This is a genomic window from Celerinatantimonas marina (assembly GCF_046054165.1).
Lineage (GTDB): Bacteria > Pseudomonadota > Gammaproteobacteria > Enterobacterales > Celerinatantimonadaceae > Celerinatantimonas.
Genome location: NZ_JBFNXK010000020.1, coordinates 1 through 25161 on the forward strand (window position 1 = coordinate 1; position 25161 = coordinate 25161).

21 protein-coding genes are annotated in these 25161 nt (G+C 45.6%); 1 reads left to right on the forward strand and 20 read right to left on the reverse strand.

The genetic code is table 11. The features are described from left to right. Positions 1 to 114: 114 nt before the first annotated feature. The 12 genes from ABUE20_RS17225 to ABUE20_RS17280 all read right to left on the reverse strand — a co-directional run bounded on the left by ABUE20_RS17225 (position 115) and on the right by ABUE20_RS17280 (position 12027). A complete protein-coding gene (locus tag ABUE20_RS17225) occupies positions 115 to 720 on the reverse strand; it encodes a peroxiredoxin (protein WP_408621191.1) in 606 nt (201 codons plus the stop codon). A 237-nt stretch (positions 721 to 957) separates the two neighbouring features. Next, a complete protein-coding gene (gene dnaB / locus ABUE20_RS17230; RefSeq protein ID WP_408621192.1) occupies positions 958 to 2358 on the reverse strand; it encodes a replicative DNA helicase in 1401 nt (466 codons plus the stop codon). A 423-nt stretch (positions 2359 to 2781) separates the two neighbouring features. Further along, the gene (locus tag ABUE20_RS17235; protein ID WP_408621193.1) at positions 2782 to 3903 is read right to left on the reverse strand and encodes a YcbX family protein; all 1122 of its coding nucleotides are present in this window, start codon (positions 3901 to 3903) and stop codon (positions 2782 to 2784) included. Positions 3904 to 4263: 360 nt separating this feature from the next. Beyond that, the gene (rplI, locus tag ABUE20_RS17240) at positions 4264 to 4713 is read right to left on the reverse strand and encodes a 50S ribosomal protein L9 (RefSeq protein ID WP_408621194.1); all 450 of its coding nucleotides are present in this window, start codon (positions 4711 to 4713) and stop codon (positions 4264 to 4266) included. Positions 4714 to 4753: 40 nt separating this feature from the next. Further along, on the reverse strand, positions 4754 to 4981 hold the full coding sequence (gene rpsR / locus ABUE20_RS17245) for a 30S ribosomal protein S18 (protein WP_408621195.1): 228 nt from the start codon (positions 4979 to 4981) through the stop codon (positions 4754 to 4756). Between the two features lie 10 nt (positions 4982 to 4991). After that, positions 4992 to 5300 (reverse strand): primosomal replication protein N, encoded by a 309-nt coding sequence (gene priB, locus ABUE20_RS17250; protein ID WP_408621196.1) that lies wholly within the window; start codon positions 5298 to 5300, stop codon positions 4992 to 4994. A 2-nt stretch (positions 5301 to 5302) separates the two neighbouring features. After that, positions 5303 to 5698 (reverse strand): 30S ribosomal protein S6, encoded by a 396-nt coding sequence (gene rpsF, locus ABUE20_RS17255; RefSeq protein ID WP_408621197.1) that lies wholly within the window; start codon positions 5696 to 5698, stop codon positions 5303 to 5305. Positions 5699 to 5844: 146 nt separating this feature from the next. Further along, positions 5845 to 6582: a 23S rRNA (guanosine(2251)-2'-O)-methyltransferase RlmB gene (gene rlmB, locus ABUE20_RS17260; RefSeq protein WP_408621198.1), complete on the reverse strand. Its 738-nt coding sequence runs from the start codon at positions 6580 to 6582 to the stop codon at positions 5845 to 5847. A 7-nt stretch (positions 6583 to 6589) separates the two neighbouring features. Continuing rightward, positions 6590 to 8956, reverse strand: a complete 2367-nt coding sequence (gene rnr, locus ABUE20_RS17265) for a ribonuclease R (RefSeq protein WP_408621199.1) — start codon at positions 8954 to 8956, stop codon at positions 6590 to 6592. A gap of 80 nt (positions 8957 to 9036) precedes the next feature. Then, positions 9037 to 9774 carry a tetratricopeptide repeat protein gene (locus ABUE20_RS17270; RefSeq protein ID WP_408621200.1) on the reverse strand — a complete coding sequence of 246 codons (738 nt, stop codon included), beginning with the start codon at positions 9772 to 9774 and terminating at the stop codon, positions 9037 to 9039. Positions 9775 to 9857: 83 nt separating this feature from the next. Then, on the reverse strand, positions 9858 to 10790 hold the full coding sequence (mdh, locus tag ABUE20_RS17275) for a malate dehydrogenase (RefSeq protein WP_408621201.1): 933 nt from the start codon (positions 10788 to 10790) through the stop codon (positions 9858 to 9860). 475 nt (positions 10791 to 11265) lie between these two features. Then, positions 11266 to 12027, reverse strand: coding sequence for a transporter substrate-binding domain-containing protein (locus tag ABUE20_RS17280; protein ID WP_408621202.1), 762 nt, complete (start codon positions 12025 to 12027; stop codon positions 11266 to 11268). A gap of 209 nt (positions 12028 to 12236) precedes the next feature. Between ABUE20_RS17280 and argR the strand changes: the two genes are divergently transcribed. Then, positions 12237 to 12737, forward strand: coding sequence for a transcriptional regulator ArgR (gene argR, locus ABUE20_RS17285; RefSeq protein ID WP_408621203.1), 501 nt, complete (start codon positions 12237 to 12239; stop codon positions 12735 to 12737). Between the two features lie 69 nt (positions 12738 to 12806). Here argR and ABUE20_RS17290 read toward each other — a convergent pair whose 3' ends face one another. From ABUE20_RS17290 to pdhR, 8 genes are all read right to left on the reverse strand, one after another. Then, positions 12807 to 13145 (reverse strand): P-II family nitrogen regulator, encoded by a 339-nt coding sequence (locus ABUE20_RS17290; RefSeq protein ID WP_408621204.1) that lies wholly within the window; start codon positions 13143 to 13145, stop codon positions 12807 to 12809. A gap of 229 nt (positions 13146 to 13374) precedes the next feature. After that, positions 13375 to 13719, reverse strand: a complete 345-nt coding sequence (locus ABUE20_RS17295) for a YacL family protein (RefSeq protein WP_408621205.1) — start codon at positions 13717 to 13719, stop codon at positions 13375 to 13377. Between the two features lie 90 nt (positions 13720 to 13809). Then, a complete protein-coding gene (gene acnB, locus ABUE20_RS17300; RefSeq protein ID WP_408621206.1) occupies positions 13810 to 16407 on the reverse strand; it encodes a bifunctional aconitate hydratase 2/2-methylisocitrate dehydratase in 2598 nt (865 codons plus the stop codon). Between the two features lie 301 nt (positions 16408 to 16708). Next, positions 16709 to 17854 carry a dienelactone hydrolase family protein gene (locus tag ABUE20_RS17305; RefSeq protein ID WP_408621258.1) on the reverse strand — a complete coding sequence of 382 codons (1146 nt, stop codon included), beginning with the start codon at positions 17852 to 17854 and terminating at the stop codon, positions 16709 to 16711. A 204-nt stretch (positions 17855 to 18058) separates the two neighbouring features. Then, positions 18059 to 19483, reverse strand: coding sequence for a dihydrolipoyl dehydrogenase (lpdA, locus tag ABUE20_RS17310; RefSeq protein WP_408621207.1), 1425 nt, complete (start codon positions 19481 to 19483; stop codon positions 18059 to 18061). 162 nt (positions 19484 to 19645) lie between these two features. Further along, positions 19646 to 21508, reverse strand: a complete 1863-nt coding sequence (gene aceF / locus ABUE20_RS17315; RefSeq protein ID WP_408621208.1) for a pyruvate dehydrogenase complex dihydrolipoyllysine-residue acetyltransferase — start codon at positions 21506 to 21508, stop codon at positions 19646 to 19648. A 12-nt stretch (positions 21509 to 21520) separates the two neighbouring features. Next, complete coding sequence (gene aceE, locus ABUE20_RS17320) at positions 21521 to 24178, reverse strand: pyruvate dehydrogenase (acetyl-transferring), homodimeric type (RefSeq protein ID WP_408621209.1); 2658 nt, start codon at positions 24176 to 24178, stop codon at positions 21521 to 21523. 76 nt (positions 24179 to 24254) lie between these two features. After that, entirely contained in the window at positions 24255 to 25016 is a 762-nt protein-coding gene (pdhR, locus tag ABUE20_RS17325) for a pyruvate dehydrogenase complex transcriptional repressor PdhR (RefSeq protein WP_408621210.1), read from the reverse strand. Positions 25017 to 25161 lie beyond the last annotated feature (145 nt).

Consider the following 25161-nt stretch of genomic DNA (forward strand, 5'->3'; position numbering starts at 1 on the left):
AGCTCTGATCGTGAAGCAAGAATTTAGTTCAAAAAAAGTCCCTCACATCATGTGAGGGACTTCTGTATAAAAGACAGGCATCAAAGCAGGTTTTTTATACACAAGGAACAAAAATTACAATTCTTCGGCATGTTCTGACAAGTATGCAGCAACACCATCAGGAGAGTCTTTCATACCTGATTTACCAGATTCCCATTGTGCAGGACAGACTTCACCATGTTCCTGATGGAAAGCCAATGCATCCACCATACGTAGCATTTCATCGATGTTACGACCCAGAGGCAGATCATTCACCACCTGATGACGTACGATCCCATCTTCATCAATTAAGAAAGAACCACGGAATGCAACACCAGCTTCTGGATGTTCTACATCATAGGCTTTACAAATTTCGTGTTTTACATCACCGACCAATGGGAATTTCACCGCACCGATCCCACCATCTTTAATGGCTGTATTACGCCACGCATTATGTGTGAACTGAGAATCGATAGAAACACCAATGACTTCAACACCTTTTGCTTTAAAACTGTCCAGACGATGGTCAAAAGCAATAATTTCTGACGGGCAAACAAACGTAAAATCCATTGGATAAAAGAACACGACTGCTTTTTTACCTTTAGTGGCTTCTTTAAAATTAAAGCTGTCAACGATTTCACCATTACCTAAAACAGCAGGAGCTGTAAAATCCGGAGCAGGACGGCCTACTAATACGCTCATAGTCTTTCCTCAATGCTTATATTTCGTTTTCAATAATCACTGCTTTTCATAAAACAGTGCCCTAGGGGCTGTTGACTTCGGCGAATGTTTCTTGCAACAGAACTCAACAGACTCTGACTTAAATACAAAACCTATATATTGAGATGAGATCCAACAATTTCAATATAATTGCACATTATTTTAACCAAATAATGACATTATTCATCCACAATTTTAGAATGGACTCAATAAAGCGGATTAATAGTCATCAAATTCAGGCCCGGCATAATTATCAAAACGTGAAAAATTCCCCTGGAATGTCAACGGAACCTTACCGATCGGACCATTACGCTGTTTACCAATAATCACTTCTGCAAGCCCTTTGTTCGCAGGATCATCGTGATACACCTCATCACGATAAATAAACATAATAAGATCCGCATCCTGCTCAATAGAGCCCGATTCACGAAGATCAGAGTTCACCGGCCGCTTATCCGCCCGTTGTTCCAGACTTCGGTTTAACTGAGAGAGTGCAACAACCGGAACATTGAGCTCTTTGGCCAAAGCTTTCAGTGACCGAGAGATTTCGGCAATTTCCAACGTCCGATTTTCCGCCATGCCCGGTACTTGCATCAACTGTAAATAGTCGATCATGATCAAACTCAACCCACCATGTTCACGTGCGACCCGCCTCGCCCGAGAGCGAACCTCGGTGGGTGTTAAGCCTGAAGAATCATCGATATACATTTTCCCTTTATCAGCCACCAGCCCCATGGTCGAGGACAACCGGGCCCAATCATCGTCATCCAACCGTCCAGTACGAATTTTAGTCTGATCAATACGCCCCAGCGAGGCTAACATACGCATCATGATCTGTTCTGATGGCATCTCTAAACTAAAGACGAGCACGGGCTTATCTTCCGTCATGGCCGCATATTCGGCCATGTTCATAGCAAAGGTAGTTTTTCCCATTGAAGGACGTGCGGCTACAATCACTAAATCAGAGGGTTGCAATCCAGTCGTCATTTTATCCAGATCCGTAAATCCGGTCGAAACCCCCGTCACGCCCCCTTCACTTGGGTTTTTATAAAGCTCTTCAATTCGATCAAGCGTCTGTGACAACAGCATTTTTACGCCTTGAGGGCCTTCGTCGTTATTTGAACGTGCTTCTGCGATATGAAACACCTTGCTTTCAGCAAAATCGAGCAAATCACTGCTTTTTCGCCCTTGAGGTTCATACCCCGCCTCAGCGATTTCATGAGCTACACTGATCAATTCCCGTGTAACGGCTCGCTCCCGAACAATTTCAGCATAGGCCCGAATATTCGCCGCACTTGGCGTATTCTTAGCGATCTCCCCCAAATAGGCAAAACCACCAATATCCCCCAGTTGTTCCTGACGTTCTAACTCTTCAGAGACCGTCACCAAATCGATTGGATCTCCCTGTTCGGCCAGCTTATGCATCGCTGCAAAAATTAACCGATGTTGACGTGAGTAAAAATCCTGTTCAACCACATGCTCAGCCACATCATCCCAAGCGTTATTATCAAGCATCAAACCGCCCAATACCGCCTGTTCCGCTTCAAATGAATGGGGAGGCACTTTTAACGCAGCCACTTGGGCATCCGTATTTTTAAGGTTATTTTCTCGAACAGCCATGATTTACTCACTCATTGAACATCGGGAGCTATTATCTGAGATAGCCACCACCAACACAACCTTGTACATCATAATTGGGGATTTCGATGACACGCTAAGTGCCCTAATCCATTCTGATCCATGCGTCATCAGAGCGATGCGCCTACCCCAACCGGGTGTTTCTTGACATCAAAAGCACGTCACCAAACTTATATTGAGGCCGACAGACGTTGCAAGGTTTGAATTATATAAACAGGGGCGTCCAGCAGAAATCTATGCGGCGGGATCACCTTATCCATATGCCCGATTCTGGTTAACTATAGCGGAGAATACTCTCAGACAAAGGGAAATAATCATTGCAATATGACATTCTGGTGCCATCGCGCTGCTGTTTCGAGTGAGCATCATCAAAATGCAAGAAACATGTCCACAGTGGCGATCCTTTTAATCATCAAGACTAATGACAACATCTGAACGGGGGTAGCAACTACACGCCAAAACATACCCCTGCGCCAGTTCATCTTCACTCAGCGCATAATCGGCCACACTTTCGACCTCGCCTTGAATCCGTTTTACTCGACAACAGCCACAACTTCCCTGACGACAACTACTCGGGAGATCCACTCCAGCCTCTTCGGCGATCTCGAGCAAACTTTGATCCGTTTGACCTTGCACCTGAAGCGTCATCGGTTCAAATGTGACTAAATACGGAGTCGACCGTTCTGACACTGTAACTGTTTCCGGAACAGGCTGATAAGCGGCGACAGATTGTTTTTCAAGCACGGTTACGGTCTCTCCCACAGCCACAGAACCTGGATGAGAAACGACGAAATACTGACCAAAAATAACCTGGCCATCATCGACCCGCCGATGCAACTTGGCTAAAGATTTCAACGGTTCCCCATTCGGATCCGGACGAGCGCTTTTTGAATCAACCGTAATCACCGGACAACGAGCACAAGACTTCACTGATTCTAAAACTACATCGCCAATTTGTATCTTCTTCCAGCTTTCTTCTGCAAATGGCTGATCAGCCTCAATCACCAGATTGGGTCGAAACTGGATCAGCTGATCCTGACGCCCTGAATATCGATTCAGTGCATCCAGAGACTGCTGGCTCACAATCAATAATGGGGCACTATCGGCAAAACTCACCGGGTACTCAGGTCGACGATTTACCTGCCGTTTGGAATGCTGATCATAAAAACACACATGAAAAACTCCCTCCAGAAAACGGCTGATCCACTGATCCGCTTCCCCACCCAGACCCGCTGCATCGACCTGCGACCGCCAAATTGATACCAGCTCCCGGGACTTTGTCTGTGACATAGAAACAATTAGCTCTGGCATATCAGGAGCCGTAAAGCGAACGAAATCCGAACCATCGAACTCACATTCAACTAAAGCCAGCTGTGGGTATTTTTTACCATTCACAAAGCGCCCTTTGGCATCCACAATCACCAAGCGCCGATCACCGATAATCCCAAGTGGGGTTAATTGTGCCTCTGAAAGACTAAGCCCTTTGCATCCTTTGAGCGGATAACAAAAAAGATGGGAAAGATTCATGAAAAACTCCATTTTTAACTCAAGTTTGTTGAGCACAACTCACCGTATTAAAGCAAATTAGCTCAGGATCCATCGTCGATGCAAACGATTAGACTGACTTATTTAACCATTTAACACATGAGTGATCATTAAAAAAACACAATCCCGCTTTAAGGCCGATGTAAGCACCAAACAGCCATATCGATGAGCGCATGCGGTCATCGAAAACCCACTAGTTTTCGATAGTGCCTGTACAACCGAATATCAAGATATCTTTCAACAGGCCGCTTCGCCCCCCAAATAGAAATAACAGCCATAAAAAAACCACGCTTAAAAAGCGTGGTTCTTCATTCATTAAAATAAAATTTAATGAATATTCAATTATTCAGCTACTACAACAACTTTCAAAGTTGCAGTGACATCAGCATGAACCTGAACATCGATATCGTATTCACCAACGTTGCGCAGTACACCATTTGGCAGACGAACTTCAGATTTCGCAACTTCAACACCAGCCGCATTGATAGCATCAGCGATATCACGAGTCCCGATAGAACCGAACAGTTTACCTTCATCACCCGCTTTAGAAGTGATAGTGACCACAGCTAAGTTAGTTAACTGCTGACCACGAGCTTCAGCTTTCGCTAAAGTTTCAGCCAGATGTTGTTCATATTCAGCACGACGTGCTTCAAAATGTTCCAGGTTAGCTTTAGTTGCAGGAACTGCTTTACCCTGAGGGAATAAGTAGTTACGAGCATAACCAGGTTTTACAGACACTTTATCGCCCAGGCTACCCAGGTGACCGATTTTGTCTAAAAGAATAATATCCATTACCTTTCCTCGAAAGATTAAATTGAGTTAGGCCAGCGGCTTATTTATGTAAGTCAGTGTAAGGCAGCAAAGCCAGGTAACGAGCACGTTTGATAGCACGTGCCAGTTGGCGCTGATATTTTGCGCTAGTACCAGTAATACGACTTGGTACAATTTTACCACTTTCAGTGATGTAGTTTCTCAGAGTAGCGATATCTTTATAATCGATTTCAACTACGCCTTCAGCCGAAAAACGGCAGAATTTACGACGACGGAAAAAACGTGCCATAAGTGTATCCTCACGATAACAATTCAATTTGTTGGGCGTGCAGAATCAGTTTTGACTCTCCATTTCGACTTCGTTGAGTTTGTAAAAACCCTCGAACCCGAACTTGGCACCCCATACTCAACGGGAGTAATTCTTGGCGAAACTCTTGGCCGCTGGCTACAACTCCAATAGAGCATTGAGCCGAGCGAGATAGTCCCGCTTCAATCTGATGAGAACGATGCGAAAGCCAAAACTGGCAATGCTCGATACCACCAGGACTGGTCCGATAACGTGGTGCGCGTATAAGCTCCCCGGTAATTACCAGACAATTATCAGTCACAATTACTCTTCAGATGCGCTCTCTTCGGCAACATCAGCTCTAGCTTCGTCATGCTGTTCACGACGAGCAGGGCGGTCTTCACGAGCTTTCGCAATCGGAGACACTTCTGTTTCGGCATGTTTTTTACGCATGATCATGTTGCGGATAACGGCATCGTTGAAACGGAACGCGTTTTCCAGTTCATCGATAACTTCTGCTTCTGCTTCAACGTTCAACAGAACATAGTGAGCTTTGTGCAGTTTTTCGATGGGGTAAGCCAATTGACGACGGCCCCAGTCTTCCAGACGATGAATAATACCGTTCTGGCTTTCGATAATGCCTTTATAACGGTCGATCATACCTGGAACTTGTTCGCTCTGATCCGGATGGACCATGAATACGATTTCGTAATGACGCATAATTGCTCCTTACGGGTTATAGCCTCTCTCGGCGTACAGTCAAACGCGTGGAGGCAAGGAACTAATTGAAGTAACTGTTTTGAGGGCGCAGATTTTACACAATCTATGCAGGCAGTGCAATGAATAACACTGCCCAATCATGATTATTATTGACGTTGACGCACGGCTTCAAATAAACAAATTCCGGCGGCCACTGAAACATTAAGGCTAGAAACACTCCCGGCCATGGGTAGTTTCACTAATTCATCGCAAGTATCGCGGGTTAAACGACGCATTCCTTTCCCTTCAGCGCCCATGACCAGAGCCATAGGACCGGTTAACTTGCAATCATAAATCAACTGCTCGGCTTCACCAGCTGTCCCCACAATCCAGATCCCCTGCTGCTGCAAATCGCGCAGACAACGCGCCAAATTTGTGACACAAACCAGCGGGACCGTTTCCGCCGCACCCACAGCCACTTTGCGGACTACTGCGGAGAGTTGCGCTGAATTATCTTTAGGTACAATCACAGCGACAGCCCCCGCTGCATCCGCATTACGCAAACACGCCCCTAGATTATGGGGATCCGTCACACCATCTAACACTAATAGCAACGGAGCATCATGCCCGGCCAAAATGCCAGGCAAATCTTTGTCACTCAGTGTTGGAGCACTTTTAACTTTAGCGACAACGCCCTGATGGTGAGTATCTTGGGCTCGCTCATCTAAAGCTTTGCGTCCCATTCGCTGTACACTAATCCCAACCTGCTGTGCCAATCTCAGGATTTGTTCCAAACGGGCATCATCACGCCCTTGCAAAACAGCTAAATCGATCACCCGTTCCGGATGGCATTCCAGTAAAGCCTGCACCGCATGCAAGCCGTAAAGATAATAAGGTTGACTCATAACGCTTTTAATTTTTACCTTTTAATTTAGCCCGCTCACGCTTACCCGGGCGACTTTTCTTTTTCTTCTTTTTTTTCGCAGCAACCGGCGCTATATCAGAGAGCTTGGCTGACTTTGACTTCTTTTTCCGTGATTTTGAAGCACGTTCCGGCTCTGCAGGTGAAGCCGGAGCGGCGGGCACTTTAGCGGCTTTAGGAACCGAACGGCGTGGTTTGGTGCGCCGATTAGGATTATCTCCCAAAATCAAATCAATCTTACGCTCTTCAATATTGACACTCGCCACCATAACCTGAATGGGGTCACCAATGCGATAACGTTTATTGCTAGCTCGCCCGACCAACATCTGCCGAGCGGGATCATAATCAAAATAATCTTGCCCTAGCTGACTAATATGAACCAGTCCATCAATATGCAGCTCATCCAAACGCACAAATAACCCAAAGTTAGTAACCGCAGCGACCGTTCCCCCACGAATCTCACCCACATGGTCGAGCATGAATTCACATTTGAGTTTATCGGCAACTTCGCGAGTGGCATCATCAGCACGGCGTTCCGTCATCGAACAATGCTCACCAAAGGTGTCCATCTCTTCAAGCTGATAATGGTAACCTCCATTCGGCGTCCAACGATGTGTTAGATTCCCTTGCTCTTTCGCTAACAGATACTTGATGACCCGATGGAGTAACAAGTCCGGATAACGTCGAATCGGTGAGGTAAAATGAGCGTAACTTTTAAGAGCTAAGCCAAAGTGTCCGATGTTGTCCGGCTGATATACAGCCTGCATCATGGAACGCAATAGCATGGTTTGGATCAGATCTTTGTCATCCCGCTCCTGGATCTGTTCAACCAAGGTAAAATAATCTTGAGGCTGAGCTTGTTCACCCCCATTGAGCGATAAACCTAGTTCATTCAGAAAACTGCGAAAGGTCATCAGCCGTTCACTACTAGGCCGATCATGAACCCGGAATAGAATGGCCTCCTGATGTTTTTCAACATAACGCGCTGCTGCGACGTTCGCCTGGATCATGCACTCTTCAATCATCTTATGCGCATCGTTACGAATGAGCGGAACAATCTGCTCAATTTTACGCTGCGCATTGAAAATAAAGCGAGTTTCCTGAGTCTCCAACTCAATGCCCCCTCGATGGGCCCGACTTTCTTTCAAACTTAAGTAGAGCCGGTGTAACTCTTCCAAATGAGGAACCTGCGCCGCATAATGCTCTCGCAACAAAGCATCACCATCGAGAATGGCCGCCACTTTGTTATAGGTAAGTCGTGCCTGGGAATGCATAACGGCAGGATAAAACTGATAGCCCGATAAACGCCCCGCCGAAGAAATCGTCATTTCGCAAACTAAACAAGCTCGATCCACATCAGGATTCAATGAACATAGCCCGTTGGAAAGCTTCTCAGGCAACATCGGAACCACCTGATCGGGAAAATAAACGGAAGTTCCCCGTTCATAAGCTTCTTGATCCAGCGCTGTTCCCGGACGCACATAATAAGAGACATCGGCAATAGCAACCCACAACCGCCATCCCCCCGATTTTTTAGTTTCACAGTAAACCGCATCATCGAAATCACGGGCATCTTCACCATCGATGGTCACTAAAGGCAGTTCACGCAAATCGACTCGATTTTTATAATCATCACTTTCAAGGGCTTCGGGGATCTTTGCCAACGCTTTTTCAACAGCTTTAGACCACTGATGAGGGATGTCGTAACTCCGCAGCGCCATAGAAACTTCCATGCCAGGATCCATTGTTTCGCCAAGCACTTCAATCACTTTACCTTTCATGAGGGCAGATGGCTGCTCGCCGAGTTCCTGCAATCGAACCACGACAACTTGCCCCTGACGAGCTCCCGCCGTATCGGATTCATCAATCCGAATATCAGACTGAATGCGGTGATCATCCGGCACAACAAAACACCCCGACCGCTCTTTAAAGAGCCGACCCACTAATTCTCTACTGCCTTGCTCGAGCACTTTGAGTACCCGAACTTCCTGTCGACCACGTTTATCGATGTGTCCTGGGGCAGCCAGAACTTTATCCCCATGAATCGCTCCAGCAAACTTACTCGCTGGAATAAATAAATCTTTCGCCTGATTTGCGACTTTAAGAAAGCCATAGCCATCCCGGTGACCGATCACTTCTCCGACCACTAAACCAAGCCGTTCTGGCAATGTATAATCCCCAAGTCGAGTTGTCATGATTTGCCCCTGCTGACTTAAAGAGACCAGGGATGCATCAAGCTGTTCCGGGATAATTCTAAATTGCTGAATCAACTGCTCAATAGACACAGGCTCCCGCTGTGCGGCAATAAACTTAAATAATTGTTCTAAAAAATCGACGCTTATATCGTCAGTGGGCATAATCTAACCTTTCATTTGCTCGCAAAGAAATGAGCGAGTCGCGCCTCTATGGTAAAGCTTATCAGAGCGATAGGCCAATACTAATAACCCGGTCGGGTTGCCTTAGCGCGAGCCACAACATCTGGTGGCATTCGAAGGGCTAAAGAGGTCAACAATAACTGGGCTTGCTGATGTGTTTCTTTATCTTCAAAAATTGAATTCTGCAGCCATTTATAAGCCTGCTCATAATTGTGTGGACTACCGTATCCGGCCGCCAGTAACTGAACATACTCCATTCGGGCTTTTAAAAAGCCAAGGCTCGCAGACTCACGTAATAACTGGATCGCTCGTTCCTGATTGGCCATGACAAACTGCCCTTGATGATAATAACGGCCGAGTTGTTCCAAGGCTGCTGGGAGCCCTTGCCGGGCTGATTCCCACATAAAATGGATCCCTAATTCGGCGTTTTTCGGAACACACACTCCCCATGCCAGCATATCGCCCCATAAAAATTCATACGCCGGAGATTTCACTTTTTCAGCACGAGCCTTAATATCTTGTACCAACTGGCAATCATCGGCCTTGACCCGAGCCAGATGCTGATTTTTATTAATAAGGGTAATCAATTCATCTTGCGAATAAATTTGTACTGCCTGTAACTGTCGGAAATGAGCATCAGAATCCTGATCATTCTTTGAAGGTGCTGCCGAATTCGAAGGCGCGGCTCCAACGTCATTATCCGTCGGAGCTTTGAGCGTAGGCAAAGCCGTTGAAGAGGCCGCATTGAGCGACATCGATCCCAAATAAAAAACAACGGCGATAACGGCCTGTTTTAACATTACCAAAGCCCTTTCTAAACAGTTTTATCTCAACTTATCGGCTTTAATAACTAAAACTATAGCAGAAGATAAATAGCCGCAATCTACTTCATGAATTCACGAGCATGGGCAATATCTTTTTTCAGGATCTCCAACATATTATCCTTTTGTTGTTGCTCATACTCGCTCAGTTCACCAACCGGCAAAATTTTTGAAATTCCCGAACGCCCCAATTCCACTGGAAGAGCAAAAAAACCCGCATATTGACCCCCATCATCCACATAGGCACATAGCTGAACATCCGGTTTTCCCAATAATCCATCCACGAGTTTTAAACAAAATGCTCCGGCGGCTTGACCCATCGATAGCGTTGCCGATCCCCCACCGGCTTTGGCTTCCACCACTTCGGTTCCGGCATGACGAATCCGATCCGTCAATTGCTCAATTTCCTCCTGAGTAAAATCAAGATCTAACTGCGACAATACCGGCAAGATAGTGACACCACTATGACCACCAATCACTTTAATTCTCAAAGCCGTCGGGTCAATAAGTTTCAGTTGCCCTACAAAAGTTTTAGCTCGCGTGACATCTAAAGTCGTCACGCCAAATAATTTACTCGGCTGATAAACCCCATTGGCTTCTAAAACCGCTTTAGCAATAGGAACCATACTATTCACCGGATTGGTGATAATCCCGATACAGGCATCCGGACATATCCGTGCAATTTTTTCGGTGATCCCGCGAATAATATTGGCATTGATGTTAAACAGATCGGCGCGATCCATGCCCGGTTTACGAGCTACTCCAGCACTAATCATCACCACATCAGCATCCACTAATGCGGGAGTCGGATCATCACCGGCAAAGCCTTTAATATCCACATAGGTCGGAATATGGCTCAGATCGACTGCAACACCCGGCGTCATCGGAGCAATATCATAAAGGGATAACTGCGAATGACCAGGTAAACGATTTTTCAGCATCAAAGATAATGCCTGACCAATACCTCCGGCCGCTCCAATAACAGCAACTTTCATGGTGACGCTCCTTTTTACTGATCACTTCAGTAAATGATGATGGCTCATTCAAGATCTAGCACAGCCCCTTCGATCTATCGTTACATAACCATCAATTTGCTGATGAGATCACTGAAAAATGGATAAAACCGTCTTATTACGATGATTGAACCACCTCGGGGACCTATAGAAATACCTCGCCTCCATTCTTATTTAGCGCAGAACCATTCCACATTACAGACCTTCGCCAAGCGGCCATAGGGTATTCCAGTAGCAACGCCGCTACATAAAAGCAATGCAGCAAAGAAAATCCTCGACCCAGTTGATACGAGTCACTCTTGAGAATAAAGGGGAGCAAGGGGGTCACACCTAAGCCAAATGTTCGGGTTCTCATACATGCCGGTCAATACCGTTACATAGGCATGAGATTAAACTCTGGCTTTGTGAACAAAATACCTATAGAGGTTGAATCGTTGGTGATTATTTTGTCTCTCGCCTAATTTTCATAGACTTTTTTTTCATCTGCAAAATAATGCGAATATATTTGCTGATAAATACCGTTCTTTTTGATCGCATCCAACGCCTGATTAAAACGATCGGCTAATTGTTGATTTTCTTTATTGACTGCAATTCCAAACCCACGCCCAAAATAATCTTTAGATGTAATTTCGGAATCGACCACGGAAAAACCAGGGTGCCGATGCAACCAATCGGCAGCAACGGCTTGATCGACTAAAACCGAATCCACTTTACCACCTTGTAAATCAGACAGAGCCAACTGATAGCTGGCATAAGGAATCGCAATAGTTCCATGCGAAACAAAATAATCGAGTAGATACTGCTGCTCAGATGAACCATTCTGAACAGCAATCACTCGTTGATGAAGTTGTTGGTAAGAATTAAAACGACCTGATTTAGCTACAAAAACAGCCCCATTCATTAAATAAGAATGAGTGAACATCACTTGTTGTTCACGTTCCGGTGTAATATCAATGGCAGATATCGCCGCATCATATCGACCAAATTCAATACTCGCTAATAAACTGTCAAACGGTTGATGAGAAAAAACACAATGACTATTCATCTGCTGACATAAAGCTCTGGCTAAATCGATATCAAATCCGACAAACTGATCATTTTCAATAGATTCAAAGGGGGGATAAGAAGCTTCAGTCGCAAAACGAATCACATTCTGAGCAGCCACAACACTACTGATAAACCATAGGCCGATGAAAATCCCCAGAAGGGAAAAACGCATGACAATATCCTTCAAACAAAAACTAAACCTAGATCGATGACTACAAAATAGACATCAAATAGGGAATAATACTACCAAGCTCGTGGCGCTTCGCCAATAATAATATTGAACCTCTCAAAATTTGAATTTATATGCATTGGAACTGCTTAAAGTTGAAATAATGAAATAAGACAGTAAACTTTATACAAAAGGCTTATTCGAGTTACTCTATGAAGAATCAAATTGATCGACAAGAACACTTAGCCCAGGCTTTTAAGGCCCTCCTGAATGAAGAACGTTTTGGTTCTCAAGCGGAGATAGTAGCAGCATTACAGGATTTAGGATTCCGAAATATCAATCAATCGAAAGTATCTCGAATGCTCTCGAAATTCGGTGCCGTTCGCACTCGTAACGCAAAAATGGAAATGGTCTACTGTCTACCCGCAGAACTGGGGGTTCCAACGGCTACCAGCCCACTCAAAAATCTGGTTCGTGAGATCGATTATAACGACGCATTAATCGTCATTCAGACCAGTCCAGGTGCGGCGCAACTCATTGCAAGGTTACTCGATTCTCTGGGTAAAGCCGAAGGAATTCTTGGAACAATTGCAGGGGACGATACCATTTTCATCACACCGACTCGGGCCATGCCCATTGAAGATCTCTGTAATTCCATTCAGGAACTATTCGAACATAGTTCTGTGAACTTTCCATCTTCAGATCGCCAATAAACATACAATTCAGGACCTATCCCTAGGTCCTGAATGAATAACTCGACGGATCAACGAATCAACAAAGCTTTAAATGGCTTCGTCATCCACTTCGCCAGTACGAATACGCACAATGTTACTTAAATCGTAAACGAAAATTTTACCATCGCCAATTTTCCCGGTATAAGCAGCGCTGGTAATCGCTTCGATAATACGATCGACATCACCATCCTGAGCAGCGATTTCAAGTTTTACTTTAGGCAAAAAATCAACCTGGTATTCTGCACCACGATATAACTCTGTATGGCCTTTCTGACGACCAAAACCTTTTACTTCTGAAACGGTTAATCCTTCAACACCCACTTCGGCGATAGCCTCACGAACATCATCCAGTTTAAAAGGTTTAATAATTGCACTAACGAGCTTCATCTGACCTTCCTCCGAGTCAAATCCTATCATTTATTGCGTTTATCTAAACAACTCTTATGCCAACATATAAAAACACTTTAAAATCATAAAGTTAAAATAAAATCATGATCAAAGGCCTACGATTATACCCAATTTGGTGCAACGAAACGCACCCTACGCACCATTTTGATTAATAGTTTGTATTTGTTTGAGTAAATTGCCCTATTTGCGCGCATTCCGTGACGACAACCTAATAACTACTTTTAATATAATCGATCAAGTGAATAAAATCCTCATAACCACATCCGGCATAGGCATCAATCATCGACAATTGATACGCTTCATCCCCATCGATGATTTCATCAATCGGCTCCACATTGGAAAAAACTAACACTTCTTCCTGATCGATCTGCGCTGTAAATTCCACCCCACGTATTTGCAATGGCAACTGACTGACCTCATAAGCCCTCAACAACTGCTGCTGAAAAGATCCATCAAACCAGCCCTGTTCTAACCAAAGCGCTAACGCCCGATGCGCATCTCCGCAATCTAAGCTAAATCGCCCGTCTCCCAAAAAGTGTAATTCAATATCCACTCAATGCCTCTAAAAAATCCAGCAATCTCAACCCGGTAAAGAAAAAAGACCAGCATAGCTGGTCTTTTTATCCGATACGTAAGACTTAAATTATACCGCTTGTTGAATGATGACGTCTTTGGCAACGTCGGTATATTCCGATAATTGATCAAAATTCAGATAGCGATAAGTATCTGCAGCCGTCGTGTTAATTTGGGCAGCATAAGAGAGATATTCATCGACTTTGGGCAAACGCCCTAAAATTGAAACCACCGCAGCAAGCTCTGCCGAAGCTAAATAAACGTTTGCTCCATCCCCCAATCGATTCGGGAAGTTACGCGTCGATGTTGAAACGACGGTAGCATTGCTCGCTACTCGGGCCTGATTTCCCATACACAACGAACACCCAGGGATCTCAGTGCGCGCTCCAACCCGACCAAAAATACCGTAGTAACCTTCACTGATCAGCTGACGTTGATCCATTTTAGTCGGTGGTGCGACCCACAATTGAGTCGGTAACTGGCCTTTAAACTGGTCCAGTAATTTACCAGCGGCCCGAAAATGTCCAATATTGGTCATACATGAACCGATAAAGACTTCATCGATATTTTCACCAGCCACTTCCGAAAGCAAACGCGCATCATCAGGATCATTAGGTGCACAGAGGATCGGTTCTTTAATTTGATCTAAGTCGATCTCAACAACAGCAGCATATTCGGCATCATCATCAGCACTCATCAGCTCCGGATTGGCCACAAAGCTTTCCATTGCCTGAATTCGCCGTTCAATGGTACGCCGATCGCCATAACCTTCAGCAATCATCCATTTCAACATCACAATATTAGAATTGAGATATTCAATGATGGGTTCTTTATCTAACTTAATCGTACACCCAGCCGCCGAGCGTTCAGCTGTGGCATCAGACAATTCAAACGCCTGTTCCACTTTTAACTGTGGCAAACCTTCAATTTCAATAATTCGGCCCGAAAAAATATTTTTCTTACCTTTTTTCTCAACCGTCAGCAAACCCTCTTGAATCGCCTGATAAGGAATTGCATGCACTAGATCACGTAAGGTAATCCCCGGTTGCATCGTCCCTTTAAAACGAACCAGAACCGATTCAGGCATATCCAGTGGCATCACTCCTGTTGCAGCCGCAAAGGCAACCAAGCCAGAACCTGCAGGAAATGAAATTCCCAATGGGAAACGAGTATGAGAATCACCACCGGTCCCTACTGTATCCGGCAACAACATGCGGTTTAGCCACGAATGAATAATCCCATCACCTGGACGCAGGGCCACACCGCCACGATTCATAATAAAATCAGGCAACGTATGGTGTGTTTCGACATCAACTGGTTTTGGATAAGCCGCTGTATGACAAAATGACTGCATGGTCAGATCGGCGGTAAAACCAAGACATGCTAAATCTTTTAGCTCATCACGGGTCATTGGCCCAGTCGTATCCTGAGACCCCACCGTGGTCATTTTAGGCTCACAGTACTGCCCGGGACGAATGCCATCCACACCACAAGCCTTCCCAACAATTTTCTGAGCCAGGGTAAAACCTTTGCTAGATGCTTCACTGGGTTTAGGACGACGAAATACATCGGAGAATTCCAGCCCAAGCGCTTCACGCGCCCGATCCGTTAACCCTCGACCAATAATAAGGGGAATGCGTCCACCAGCCCGTACTTCATCAAGAATAATCTCAGTTTTCAGTTCAAACTCGGCGACGACATCATCACTATCATGGCGAGTGACCTTTCCGTCATACGGGTAAACATCAATGACATCCCCGGTTTCTAAATTAGATACATCAAACTCAATCGGCAATGCCCCGGAATCTTCCATCGTGTTAAAGAAAATAGGCGCAATTTTACCACCGAAGACATACCCCCCCGCCCGTTTATTCGGAACGTTCGGAATATCATCACCCATCAACCATAAGACCGAGTTGGTCGCAGATTTACGAGACGAACCCGTTCCCACCACATCGCCCACATAAGCGACCGGGAAACCTTTCTCTTTAAGCTGACCAATCAACTTAATCGGCCCCACCTGACCAGCTTCATCGGGTTCGATACCCTCCCGAGGATTCTTCAACATCGCTAAGGCATGCAATGGGATATCAGGACGTGACCACGCATCCGGCGCAGGGGAGAGATCATCAGTATTGGTTTCGCCGGAGACTTTAAATACAGTTAAGGTAATTTTATCGGCAATCGGCTGACGCTGTAAAAACCACTCGGCATCCGCCCAACTTTGCATCACCTGCTGCGCATAACTATTTCCAGATTTGGCTTTTTCCTGAACATCGTAAAAAGCATCAAAAACAAGCAACGTGTGTGACAGCGCTTTCGCGGCAATAGCTGCGAGCTTATCATCATCCAGCATCGCGATCAGCGGTTCAATGTTATATCCCCCCTGCATCGTACCGAGCAATTCAGTTGCCTTTTCGGCAGAAATTAATGGTGACTGCGCCTCGCCTTTCGCAATTGCGGCTAAAAATCCCGCTTTGACATAGGCCGCTTCATCGACACCCGGGGGAATGCGATTTTCCAGTAGATTGAGCAATTCTTGCCCATCCCCAGCAGGGGGATTTTTCAATAATTCAACTAATTCAGCCGTTTGCTCTGCAGTTAACGGTTTAGGCACAATCCCTAATTCAGCCCGCTCCTGCACATGCTTTTGGTATGCTTCTAACACGACTCGCTCCTCAGTTGTTTTCCCTAATTATAATTCGAATTGCCGAACGGCTGGCAAAAAGTAATAACCTGACTCTCTAATTTGGCACACTTGATACCTCTATCCTGAAACAGGAAGGAGTTACACATCTATCAAATATTTTACATTAATTCAACAAAACAAGACGCCAGGATAATGCTCAACTTCCTGGTGTTGCATAAAGACTGAATACCTATTCTCTTTTATAACATAAGAATACAATTCAAGCACGACCCCTTTAGCAAATACTGGCCCAGCAATGCTCTGGGCCACCCCCGATCCGTTAATTCAATAACTCGGGCTGTAACCATTTTGCCAACCACGGATAAACGACCTGCTGCTGCTGCCAGTAAAAGACATGTCCCAGTTCAGGCCACAACCGAGTGACTAATCGTTCATCATGATCCCCGTGTTGGCTTTGCCACACCTGATGCAATGCATTATAGGCATCCTGTACCGCATCTTCAGGGAAAAGTGTATCCTTTTCACCGTTAAAAAACAGCATTGGTTTCGGGGCTGATATACTCGCAATATCAGGAAAATCCATATGCTTAGCCAATCCAGGATGCATCATATAAAACGCAGACTGGCCACGGAGTTGGTTATTTCCAGGGACCATCAGCCCTTGATAAGTGCCAATCCAAGAGATCACAGCCGTCGCCACTTCGGAAGGCTCCAGCGCCGCTAACTGCCAAGCCCGAAAGCCCCCCATCGAAAACCCGACAATCCCGACTCGATGTTTGTCCACTTGAGGTAACGATTGTAAAAATTCAAATGATCGCATGTCCTCATAAGCCATTTCTCCGGCTAATGAACGGCCTAAATTAAAAAAGTTACTGGCTAAGGCTTGCTGCTGCGCATAAGTCATTGGGCCACGATCCCCCCAACCTAACGCATCAGTCACGAAGACCACATAGCCGCGAGAAGCCAGTTCATCGCCGACAAAATGTCCGGTAAAGAAACGTTCCGACCACGCTTGTGCCGATGCTAAGCGTTGGGTATCACCGGCAAAAGGTCGCACCATTTTCTCTTTGCCGATATCAAATTTAGCGCCATGATCATGCAGTAAAATCACCCCCGCGTGACGTCCTTCGCTTTTAGGAAGTAATAACAGCCCCAGAATACGACTCTCATCGGTGACATTAAACGCTACTTTTTCAGCCACATAACTCCCCCGATCTTCGACATCAATCACTTCAGGTTCGAAAGCTCGGTGTGAATCTGGCGTCAACAGTGCGGCTCGGAGTTTATGACGCGCCATCACTTGCCAAAGATGGAAATTGTGAAAATGACCACTGAGCCAAGAATCATCATAGGTCATTTGCGCTTTGAGCTGTTGGTAATAAACAGGAAGTGCATCAGAGGTAAGACCTTCCGTTTGATAATCCCGGCTCGCTGCATGAGCCAACGCCATGATCGATAAGCCCATAGTCACAATAAGAGGAATAACTAATTTTTTCACAACGATAGTCCTATTTTAATAAAAAGGCTTTTTATAATACTCAAACCAATCGTGTGAAATTTGAGCATCGTTGCAAATTGACAGGAAATATAGCGATTGTTGACAAATAAGTCATATAAAAAATCCGGCTCAACACCGGATTTTTACATTAGAGAGTGCCTAAAAAAAAAGTTATTTTTTCTTGGCTTTTTTATTGGGCAGATCGGTAATCGAACCTTCAAATATTTCAGCAGCCAAACCTACTGATTCATGTAAGGTCGGATGAGCATGAATGGTCAATGCGATATCTTCCGCATCACACCCCATCTCAATCGCCAGACCGATTTCCCCTAGTAGTTCACCGGCATTCGTCCCGACAACCGCGCCACCAATCACACGATTGGTATCTTTATCGAAGATTAATTTAGTCATCCCATCTGAGCAATCTGAAGCAATTGCTCGACCTGATGCCGCCCAAGGAAATACGGAGGTTTCAAAATTAATCGACTGCGCTTTGGCTTCTTTTTCAGTTAATCCTACCCAAGCCATTTCTGGCTCAGTATAAGCGATACTGGGGATCACTTTTGGATCGAAATAATGCTTTTTACCCGCGATGACTTCAGCGGCTACGTGGCCTTCATGAACCCCTTTATGGGCTAACATCGGCTGGCCGACAATATCGCCAATCGCATAGATGTGTGGCACATTGGTACGCATTTGTTTATCAACTTCGATAAAGCCACGTTCAGTGACCGCAATTCCCGCTTTTTCAGCATCCAGCGACAAACCGTTCGGTACTCGGCCCACGGCCACCAAAACAGCATCGTAGCGAACCGGTTCAGCAGGTGCCTGTTTCCCTTCAAAGGTCACATACAAGCCATCTTTTTTCGCTTCAACCGCTATCACTTTGGTTTCCAGCATAATATTAAATTTGCTGTCAACCCGTTTTGTGAATACTTTAACAATATCTTTATCGGCTGCAGGCACTAACTGATCAGCAAATTCAACCACATCGATTTGACTGCCCAAGGCACTATAAACCGTGCCCATTTCTAGCCCGATAATACCACCGCCAAGTACCAGCAATTTTTCTGGAACTTCTTTAAGTTCCAACGCATCGGTTGAATCCCAAACACGTTCATCGTTATGCGGGATAAATGGTAATTGAACCGGGCGAGAACCAGCCGCAACAATCGCATGTTCAAAGTTAATGGTCGTCACACCGTCTTCACCTTCTACGGCGAGACTATTTGGACCGGTAAACTTACCTAAACCATTCACGACTTGAACTTTACGCTGTTTGGCCATGCCTCCTAAACCGCCGGTTAACTGACCGATGACTTTTTCTTTCCAACTCCGGATTTTATCAATATCGGTGCTGGGTTCACCAAATACGACACCATGTGCCGCCAATGATTTGGCTTCTTCAATCACTTTTGCAACATGCAGTAGGGCTTTAGACGGAATACAGCCTACATTCAGACAAACCCCACCAAGAGTACTGTAGCGTTCGACGATGACGGTTTCCAAACCTAAGTCTGCCGCCCGGAATGCAGCAGAGTAACCTGCTGGTCCTGCACCCAGCACGACCACCTGGGTTTTAATCTCGTTACTCATGGGTTGATGACCTCGTGGAAATTATTAAAACCGACTTAACCTTTTGTCAGTTTTGTGTTTTTAGAGTGTAGCGAATCACTTGATAAATGAGAACATGTCAACGCAACTCGCTTAAATTTCGCCAATTACAAAACCGGAAGCATAGCTTCCGGTCAATCATTCTTAAAGGACTAACTTACGGATGTCTTTAAGCATATTGCTAATGGTTGTAATAAAGCGAGCACCAGCAGCACCATCAATCACGCGGTGATCGTATGACAGAGCCAACGGCAACATCAACCGCGGAACAAATTCACTTCCGTTCCAAATCGGTTTGGTCTCACTGCGAGACACACCCAGAATAGCCACTTCAGGTGCATTCACAATTGGGGTAAACTGCGTCCCACCAATACCTCCCAAACTAGAGATAGTGAAGCAACCTCCTTGCATATCCGAGGCAGTCAGCTTACCGGTACGTGCTTTTTTCGACACTTCACCCAATTCAATAGATAGCTCGTAAATCCCTTTTTTGTTCACATCACGGATCACAGGAACAACCAACCCATTCGGAGTATCAACCGCAATACCGATGTTTACATATTTTTTCAGGATCAAACTTTGAGCATCATCTGAAAGTGATGCGTTAAAACGGGGATGTTCTTCCAACGCTTTAGCCGCAGCTTTCATCATAAAGACCAACGGCGTGATCTTAAAGCCCAGCTCTTTTTTCGCTGCGATTTGATTTTCCGCTTTACGGAAATTTTCCATTTCCGTGATATCGGTCTCATCAAACTGCGTCACATGTGGAATTTTCACCCAGTTACGATGCAGGTTCGGCCCAGAGATCTTCTGAATGCGAGACAGAGCCACTTCTTCCACTTCACCAAATTTAGCGAAGTCGACTTTTGGCCAAGGCAGCAAGTCTAAACCGGCTCCACCACTGACAGCTCCTGATTCAGCACGACGTACGGCATCTTTAACATAATTTTGTACGTCTTCTTTGGTAATACGCCCTTTACGTCCTGTCGCCTTGATCTTCTCAAGGTTCAGACCAAATTCACGGGCCAAACGGCGAACGACCGGAGAGGCATGAACATAGGCCTGATTTTCAACAAAACTCCCCGCATCAGAAGCGGCAGGAGCACTTGCAACAGCCGCAGGTGCAGGTTTGGAGGCTGCTGGAGCTGAAGCGGCCGCAGGCGTAGCAGCGGGTGCAGCACCAGCCACTTCAAACACCATAATATGGGAGCCTGTTGAAACTTTATCACCCACGCTCACTTTAATTTCTTTAATGGTTCCGGCAAAAGGTGCAGGGACTTCCATCGAAGCTTTATCGCCTTCGACCGTAATCAAAGACTGATCCGCTTCTACGCGATCCCCCACACTAACCATGACTTCAATTACATCAACTTCATCACCACCGATATCAGGTACAAAAACATCCTGCGCAGCGCTCGCTGCTGCTACTGGTGCTGTAGCCGGTGCTGCTGATGTGGCTTCGGCCGCAGGAGCTGCCGCGCCGGTGCTAAAGGTCATGATCAGTGAACCTGTTTTAACTTTATCACCTACCGCAACTTTGAGCTCTTTTAAGGTTCCGGCAAAAGGAGCGGGAACTTCCATTGAGGCTTTGTCGCCTTCAACAGTAATCAGCGACTGTTCTTCATCAATACTGTCACCGATATTCACCAGAATTTCAGTAACCTCAACTTCATCATCCCCAATATCGGGAACAACCACTTCAACAATCGATTCAGTCCCCGTTGCAGCAGGCGCGGCGGCAGCGACGGGAGCCACTGCAGCAGCTTCAGCTGTGGCTGCATCTTTAAAATGCATGATCAGCGTTCCGGTTTTTACCTTATCCCCTACCGCAATGTTTAAAGCTTCGATAACCCCCGCCTGAGGCGCGGGGACTTCCATTGAGGCTTTATCACCTTCCACGGTGATCAGTGACTGTTCTTCTTCAACTGTATCGCCGACATGAACCAGAATTTCAGTTACTTCAACTTCATCATCGCCAATATCAGGCACAAAAATTTCAATACTCATGTTACTTAGCCCTTATGCATGCAGCGGGTTAATTTTGTCAGCATCAATGCCATACTTATTGATTGCTTCAGCAACGACACTTTTCTCGATTTGACCTTCTTCAGCCAGTTTATACAGGGTTGCTACAACCACATAGCTGGCATTGACTTCAAAGTGACGGCGTAAATTGTCACGGCTATCACTGCGTCCAAAACCATCCGTACCCAGCACTTTATAAGGCCCAGGAACAAAACAGCGCACTTGTTCGGCGTAAGTTTTGACATAATCGGTGGCCGCAATGGTTGGCAGATGTCCAAGTACGCTGCTGATATAAGCCTGACGGGGTTCATCATTGGGATGCAACATATTAAAACGTTCCGCATCCTGACCATCACGCGCCAACTCAGTAAATGAAGTCACACTAAAGACATCACTGCCGATCCCGTATTCTTCACTCAAGATTTTCGCTGCTTCACGAACCTGAAGCATAATGGTACCGGAACCTAACAGCTGGACTTTCGCTTTGTCCCCTGCATAATCTTCCAGTTTATAGATCCCTTTACGAATGCCTTCTTCAGCACCTTCTGGCATAGCGGGTTGATGATAGTTTTCATTCATCAATGTCAGATAGTAGTAAACATTTTCCTGTTCACCATACATCCGACGCAGACCATCCTGTAGGATCACAGCCACTTCATAAGCAAAGCTTGGATCATAAGAAATACAGTTCGGAATCGTACTGGACAGAATATGGCTATGACCATCTTCATGCTGCAATCCTTCACCATTGAGGGTGGTCCGTCCCGCAGTTCCGCCTAACAAGAAACCGCGTGCCTGCTGATCGCCGGCCATCCATGCCAAATCACCCACCCGTTGGAAACCGAACATCGAATAATAGATGTAGAATGGAATCATTGGCAGGTCATTGCTGGAGTAGGATGTTGCCGCGGCAACCCAACTGGCCATCGCACCGGCTTCGTTGATCCCTTCTTGCAGGACCTGACCTTTAACGTCTTCTTTATAGTAAGCGACTTGCTCACGGTCCTGAGGGGTATATTTCTGGCCTTCGGGGTTATAAATCCCAATTTGCCGGAACAGACCTTCCATACCAAATGTACGCGCTTCATCAGCTATAATCGGTACAACGCGATCCTTCAGCCCTTTGTTTTTGAGCAGTACATTCAAAGCACGCACAAAACCAATCGTGGTTGAAATCTCTTTTTTCTGCTCTTGCAACAAGGCATCAAAGTCGCTCAAATCCGGAACCGGAAGCGCTTCGCTAAAGTGAGTCCGACGCTGTGGCGTATAACCATACAAAGCCTTACGGCGCGCGTGCAGATATTCATATTCTGGAGTACCTTCATCTAGTGTCAGATAAGGTAACTCTTTCACTTTTTCATCATCAATGGCCAGACCCAACCGATCACGCAAGTGCATGACAGAGGTCATATCCATTTTCTTAACCTGATGCGCGATGTTCTTACCTTCAGCAGCTTCTCCCATACCGAAACCTTTAACCGTTTGCGCCAGGATCACCGTTGGTTTACCTTTGGTCGCCTTCGCGTTCGCAAACGCTGCGTAAAGTTTACGGATATCATGACCCCCACGATGTAAAGAGAAGATTTTCTCATCACTCCAATCGGCCACTAATGCGGCTGTTTCAGGATATTTACCGAAGAAATGTTCACGAACATAAGCACCATCTTTCGATTTGAAAGTCTGATAGTCACCATCGAGGGTTTCGTTCATCAGTTGAACAAGTTTGCCTGAGTTATCTTTGGCAAACAGTTCATCCCAATCACTCCCCCAGGCCACTTTCACGACATTCCATCCAGAGCCTTTGAACTGACCTTCCAATTCCTGCATGATTTTGCCGTTACCTGTGACCGGACCATCTAAACGCTGCAGGTTACAGTTAATGACAAATGTGAGGTTATCGAGTTTTTCACGAGCCGCGAAAGCAATAGCACCACGTGATTCAGCTTCATCCATTTCACCATCACCGAGGAACGCATAGACATGCTGTTCGGAGCAATCTTTCAGACCACGGTTGGTCACATATTTTAAGAAACGAGCTTGATAAATAGATGAGAGCGGTGCCAGCCCCATAGAAACAGTTGGGAACTGCCAGAATTCAGGCAATAGTTTGGGATGTGGATAAGAAGATAGACCTTTTCCATCCACTTCTTGACGGAAATTATCTAACTGTTCAGCCGTTAAACGCCCTTCTACAAATGCACGAGAATAAATCCCGGGAGAGATATGGCCTTGATAATAAACCAAATCACCGCCATCTTTATCATTAGGAGCACGGAAAAAATGGTTGAAGCAAGTTTCATACATGGAGGCAGCGGACTGGAATGAGGCCATATGACCACCCAATTCCAAATCTTTTTTCGATGCCCGCAACACGATCATCACAGCATTCCAACGGATAATCGCCCGGATATTCTTCTCTAATTCGATGTTTCCTGGATATTCTGGTTCATCTTTTAAAGCGATTGTGTTGATGTAGTCTGTGACAACGGGACCACCAGTGGCTGAAACACCATCAATACTCGCCTGATGCAGGACTTGCTCAATTAAATACTGAGCGCGCTCAAGCCCCTCTTCACGAATGACTGATTCTATGGCTTCGATCCATTCATTCGTTTCGAGTGGGTCCACATCATGTTGCAGAAGATCTGACATGGCTTATTCCTTAATCGTTGCTCTATCTTAAGATAGTGTAGTTATTCATACTCCCGGCGATTAAACCGGCACGGAATCATTCGTTATTTCCCAGCCGTCGTATGGATCGTTGGATCCGGCTGGTTTCCCGGCTGATATCCAGCAGGGTTTCTTCAATAAAGGCGAGGTGTTGATAGGATGCATCACGCGCCAACGCCGGTTGTCTTTGTACAATGGCTTCTAACAATAGCTTACGATGTTCATGGATCTGATCAGCAACCGAAGTTCGGGTATATAGCGTCTCAAAATTGTGCAGGATATTTTGTTCCAGTAATGGCCGTAACCCCCGAATCAGATGTAAAAACACCATGTTATGAGAGGCTCCAGCAATCGCTTCATAAAAATCCATCACGGCGATACTTTCAGTGTTGATATCACCCTGCTGCTGCGCTAATTCAATCCGGGCATGGCATGCATTAATGTCGTCAAGATCCGCCTGAGTCCCTCGTAAAGCCGCATAATAAGCTGAGATCCCTTCAAATGCATGACGGAACTCCAGCAAATCTAACTGCCCTTCCTTTTGTTCAGACAGAAGCTTAAACAATGGGTCTGTTAACCCTTCACGTAAATCTTCCTGAACATAAGTACCTCCCCCCTGACGTCGAATCACTAACCCTTTGGCTTCAAGCTTTTGGATCGCCTCGCGCAAAGAGGGACGGGACACATCAAATTGTTTTGCTAATTCACGTTCAGCGGGTAAGCGCTGACCCGGACGTAAACTCCCCTCAAGAATCATCGTCTCAAGCGATTTCACAATCATGTCAGACAGTTTAGGTTGTTTGATTCTGGGATAATTCACGATGTCTCACTATTGGTATTACCAATTGACAGCCGGCAACTTATCAAAACGCTGTCTCGAAGTCCAGTATTTTTGATTTACATCAAACATCACGCAATCATTAAAATAAAAGATTCGCATTATGATTTAAAACAACACTCACAAC

Bases quoted from the DNA above. Each gene is read 5' to 3' on its own strand.
- argR (WP_408621203.1), top strand. From the start codon at position 12,237: ATGAAGAATCAAATTGATCGACAAGAACACTTAGCCCAGGCTTTTAAG.
- rpsF (WP_408621197.1), bottom strand. From the start codon at position 5,698: ATGCGTCATTACGAAATCGTATTCATGGTCCATCCGGATCAGAGCGAA.
- aceE (WP_408621209.1), bottom strand. From the start codon at position 24,178: ATGTCAGATCTTCTGCAACATGATGTGGACCCACTCGAAACGAATGAA.
- ABUE20_RS17305 (WP_408621258.1), bottom strand. From the start codon at position 17,854: ATGGGCTTATCGATCATGGCGTTGGCTCATGCAGCGAGCCGGGATTAT.
- ABUE20_RS17280 (WP_408621202.1), bottom strand. From the start codon at position 12,027: ATGCGTTTTTCCCTTCTGGGGATTTTCATCGGCCTATGGTTTATCAGT.
- ABUE20_RS17270 (WP_408621200.1), bottom strand. From the start codon at position 9,774: ATGTTAAAACAGGCCGTTATCGCCGTTGTTTTTTATTTGGGATCGATG.
- ABUE20_RS17290 (WP_408621204.1), bottom strand. From the start codon at position 13,145: ATGAAGCTCGTTAGTGCAATTATTAAACCTTTTAAACTGGATGATGTT.
- aceF (WP_408621208.1), bottom strand. From the start codon at position 21,508: ATGAGTATTGAAATTTTTGTGCCTGATATTGGCGATGATGAAGTTGAA.
- mdh (WP_408621201.1), bottom strand. From the start codon at position 10,790: ATGAAAGTTGCTGTTATTGGAGCGGCCGGAGGTATTGGTCAGGCATTA.
- rnr (WP_408621199.1), bottom strand. From the start codon at position 8,956: ATGCCCACTGACGATATAAGCGTCGATTTTTTAGAACAATTATTTAAG.
- rlmB (WP_408621198.1), bottom strand. From the start codon at position 6,582: ATGAGTCAACCTTATTATCTTTACGGCTTGCATGCGGTGCAGGCTTTA.
- lpdA (WP_408621207.1), bottom strand. From the start codon at position 19,483: ATGAGTAACGAGATTAAAACCCAGGTGGTCGTGCTGGGTGCAGGACCA.
- rplI (WP_408621194.1), bottom strand. From the start codon at position 4,713: ATGGATATTATTCTTTTAGACAAAATCGGTCACCTGGGTAGCCTGGGC.
- ABUE20_RS17235 (WP_408621193.1), bottom strand. From the start codon at position 3,903: ATGAATCTTTCCCATCTTTTTTGTTATCCGCTCAAAGGATGCAAAGGG.
- ABUE20_RS17225 (WP_408621191.1), bottom strand. From the start codon at position 720: ATGAGCGTATTAGTAGGCCGTCCTGCTCCGGATTTTACAGCTCCTGCT.
- dnaB (WP_408621192.1), bottom strand. From the start codon at position 2,358: ATGGCTGTTCGAGAAAATAACCTTAAAAATACGGATGCCCAAGTGGCT.
- rpsR (WP_408621195.1), bottom strand. From the start codon at position 4,981: ATGGCACGTTTTTTCCGTCGTCGTAAATTCTGCCGTTTTTCGGCTGAA.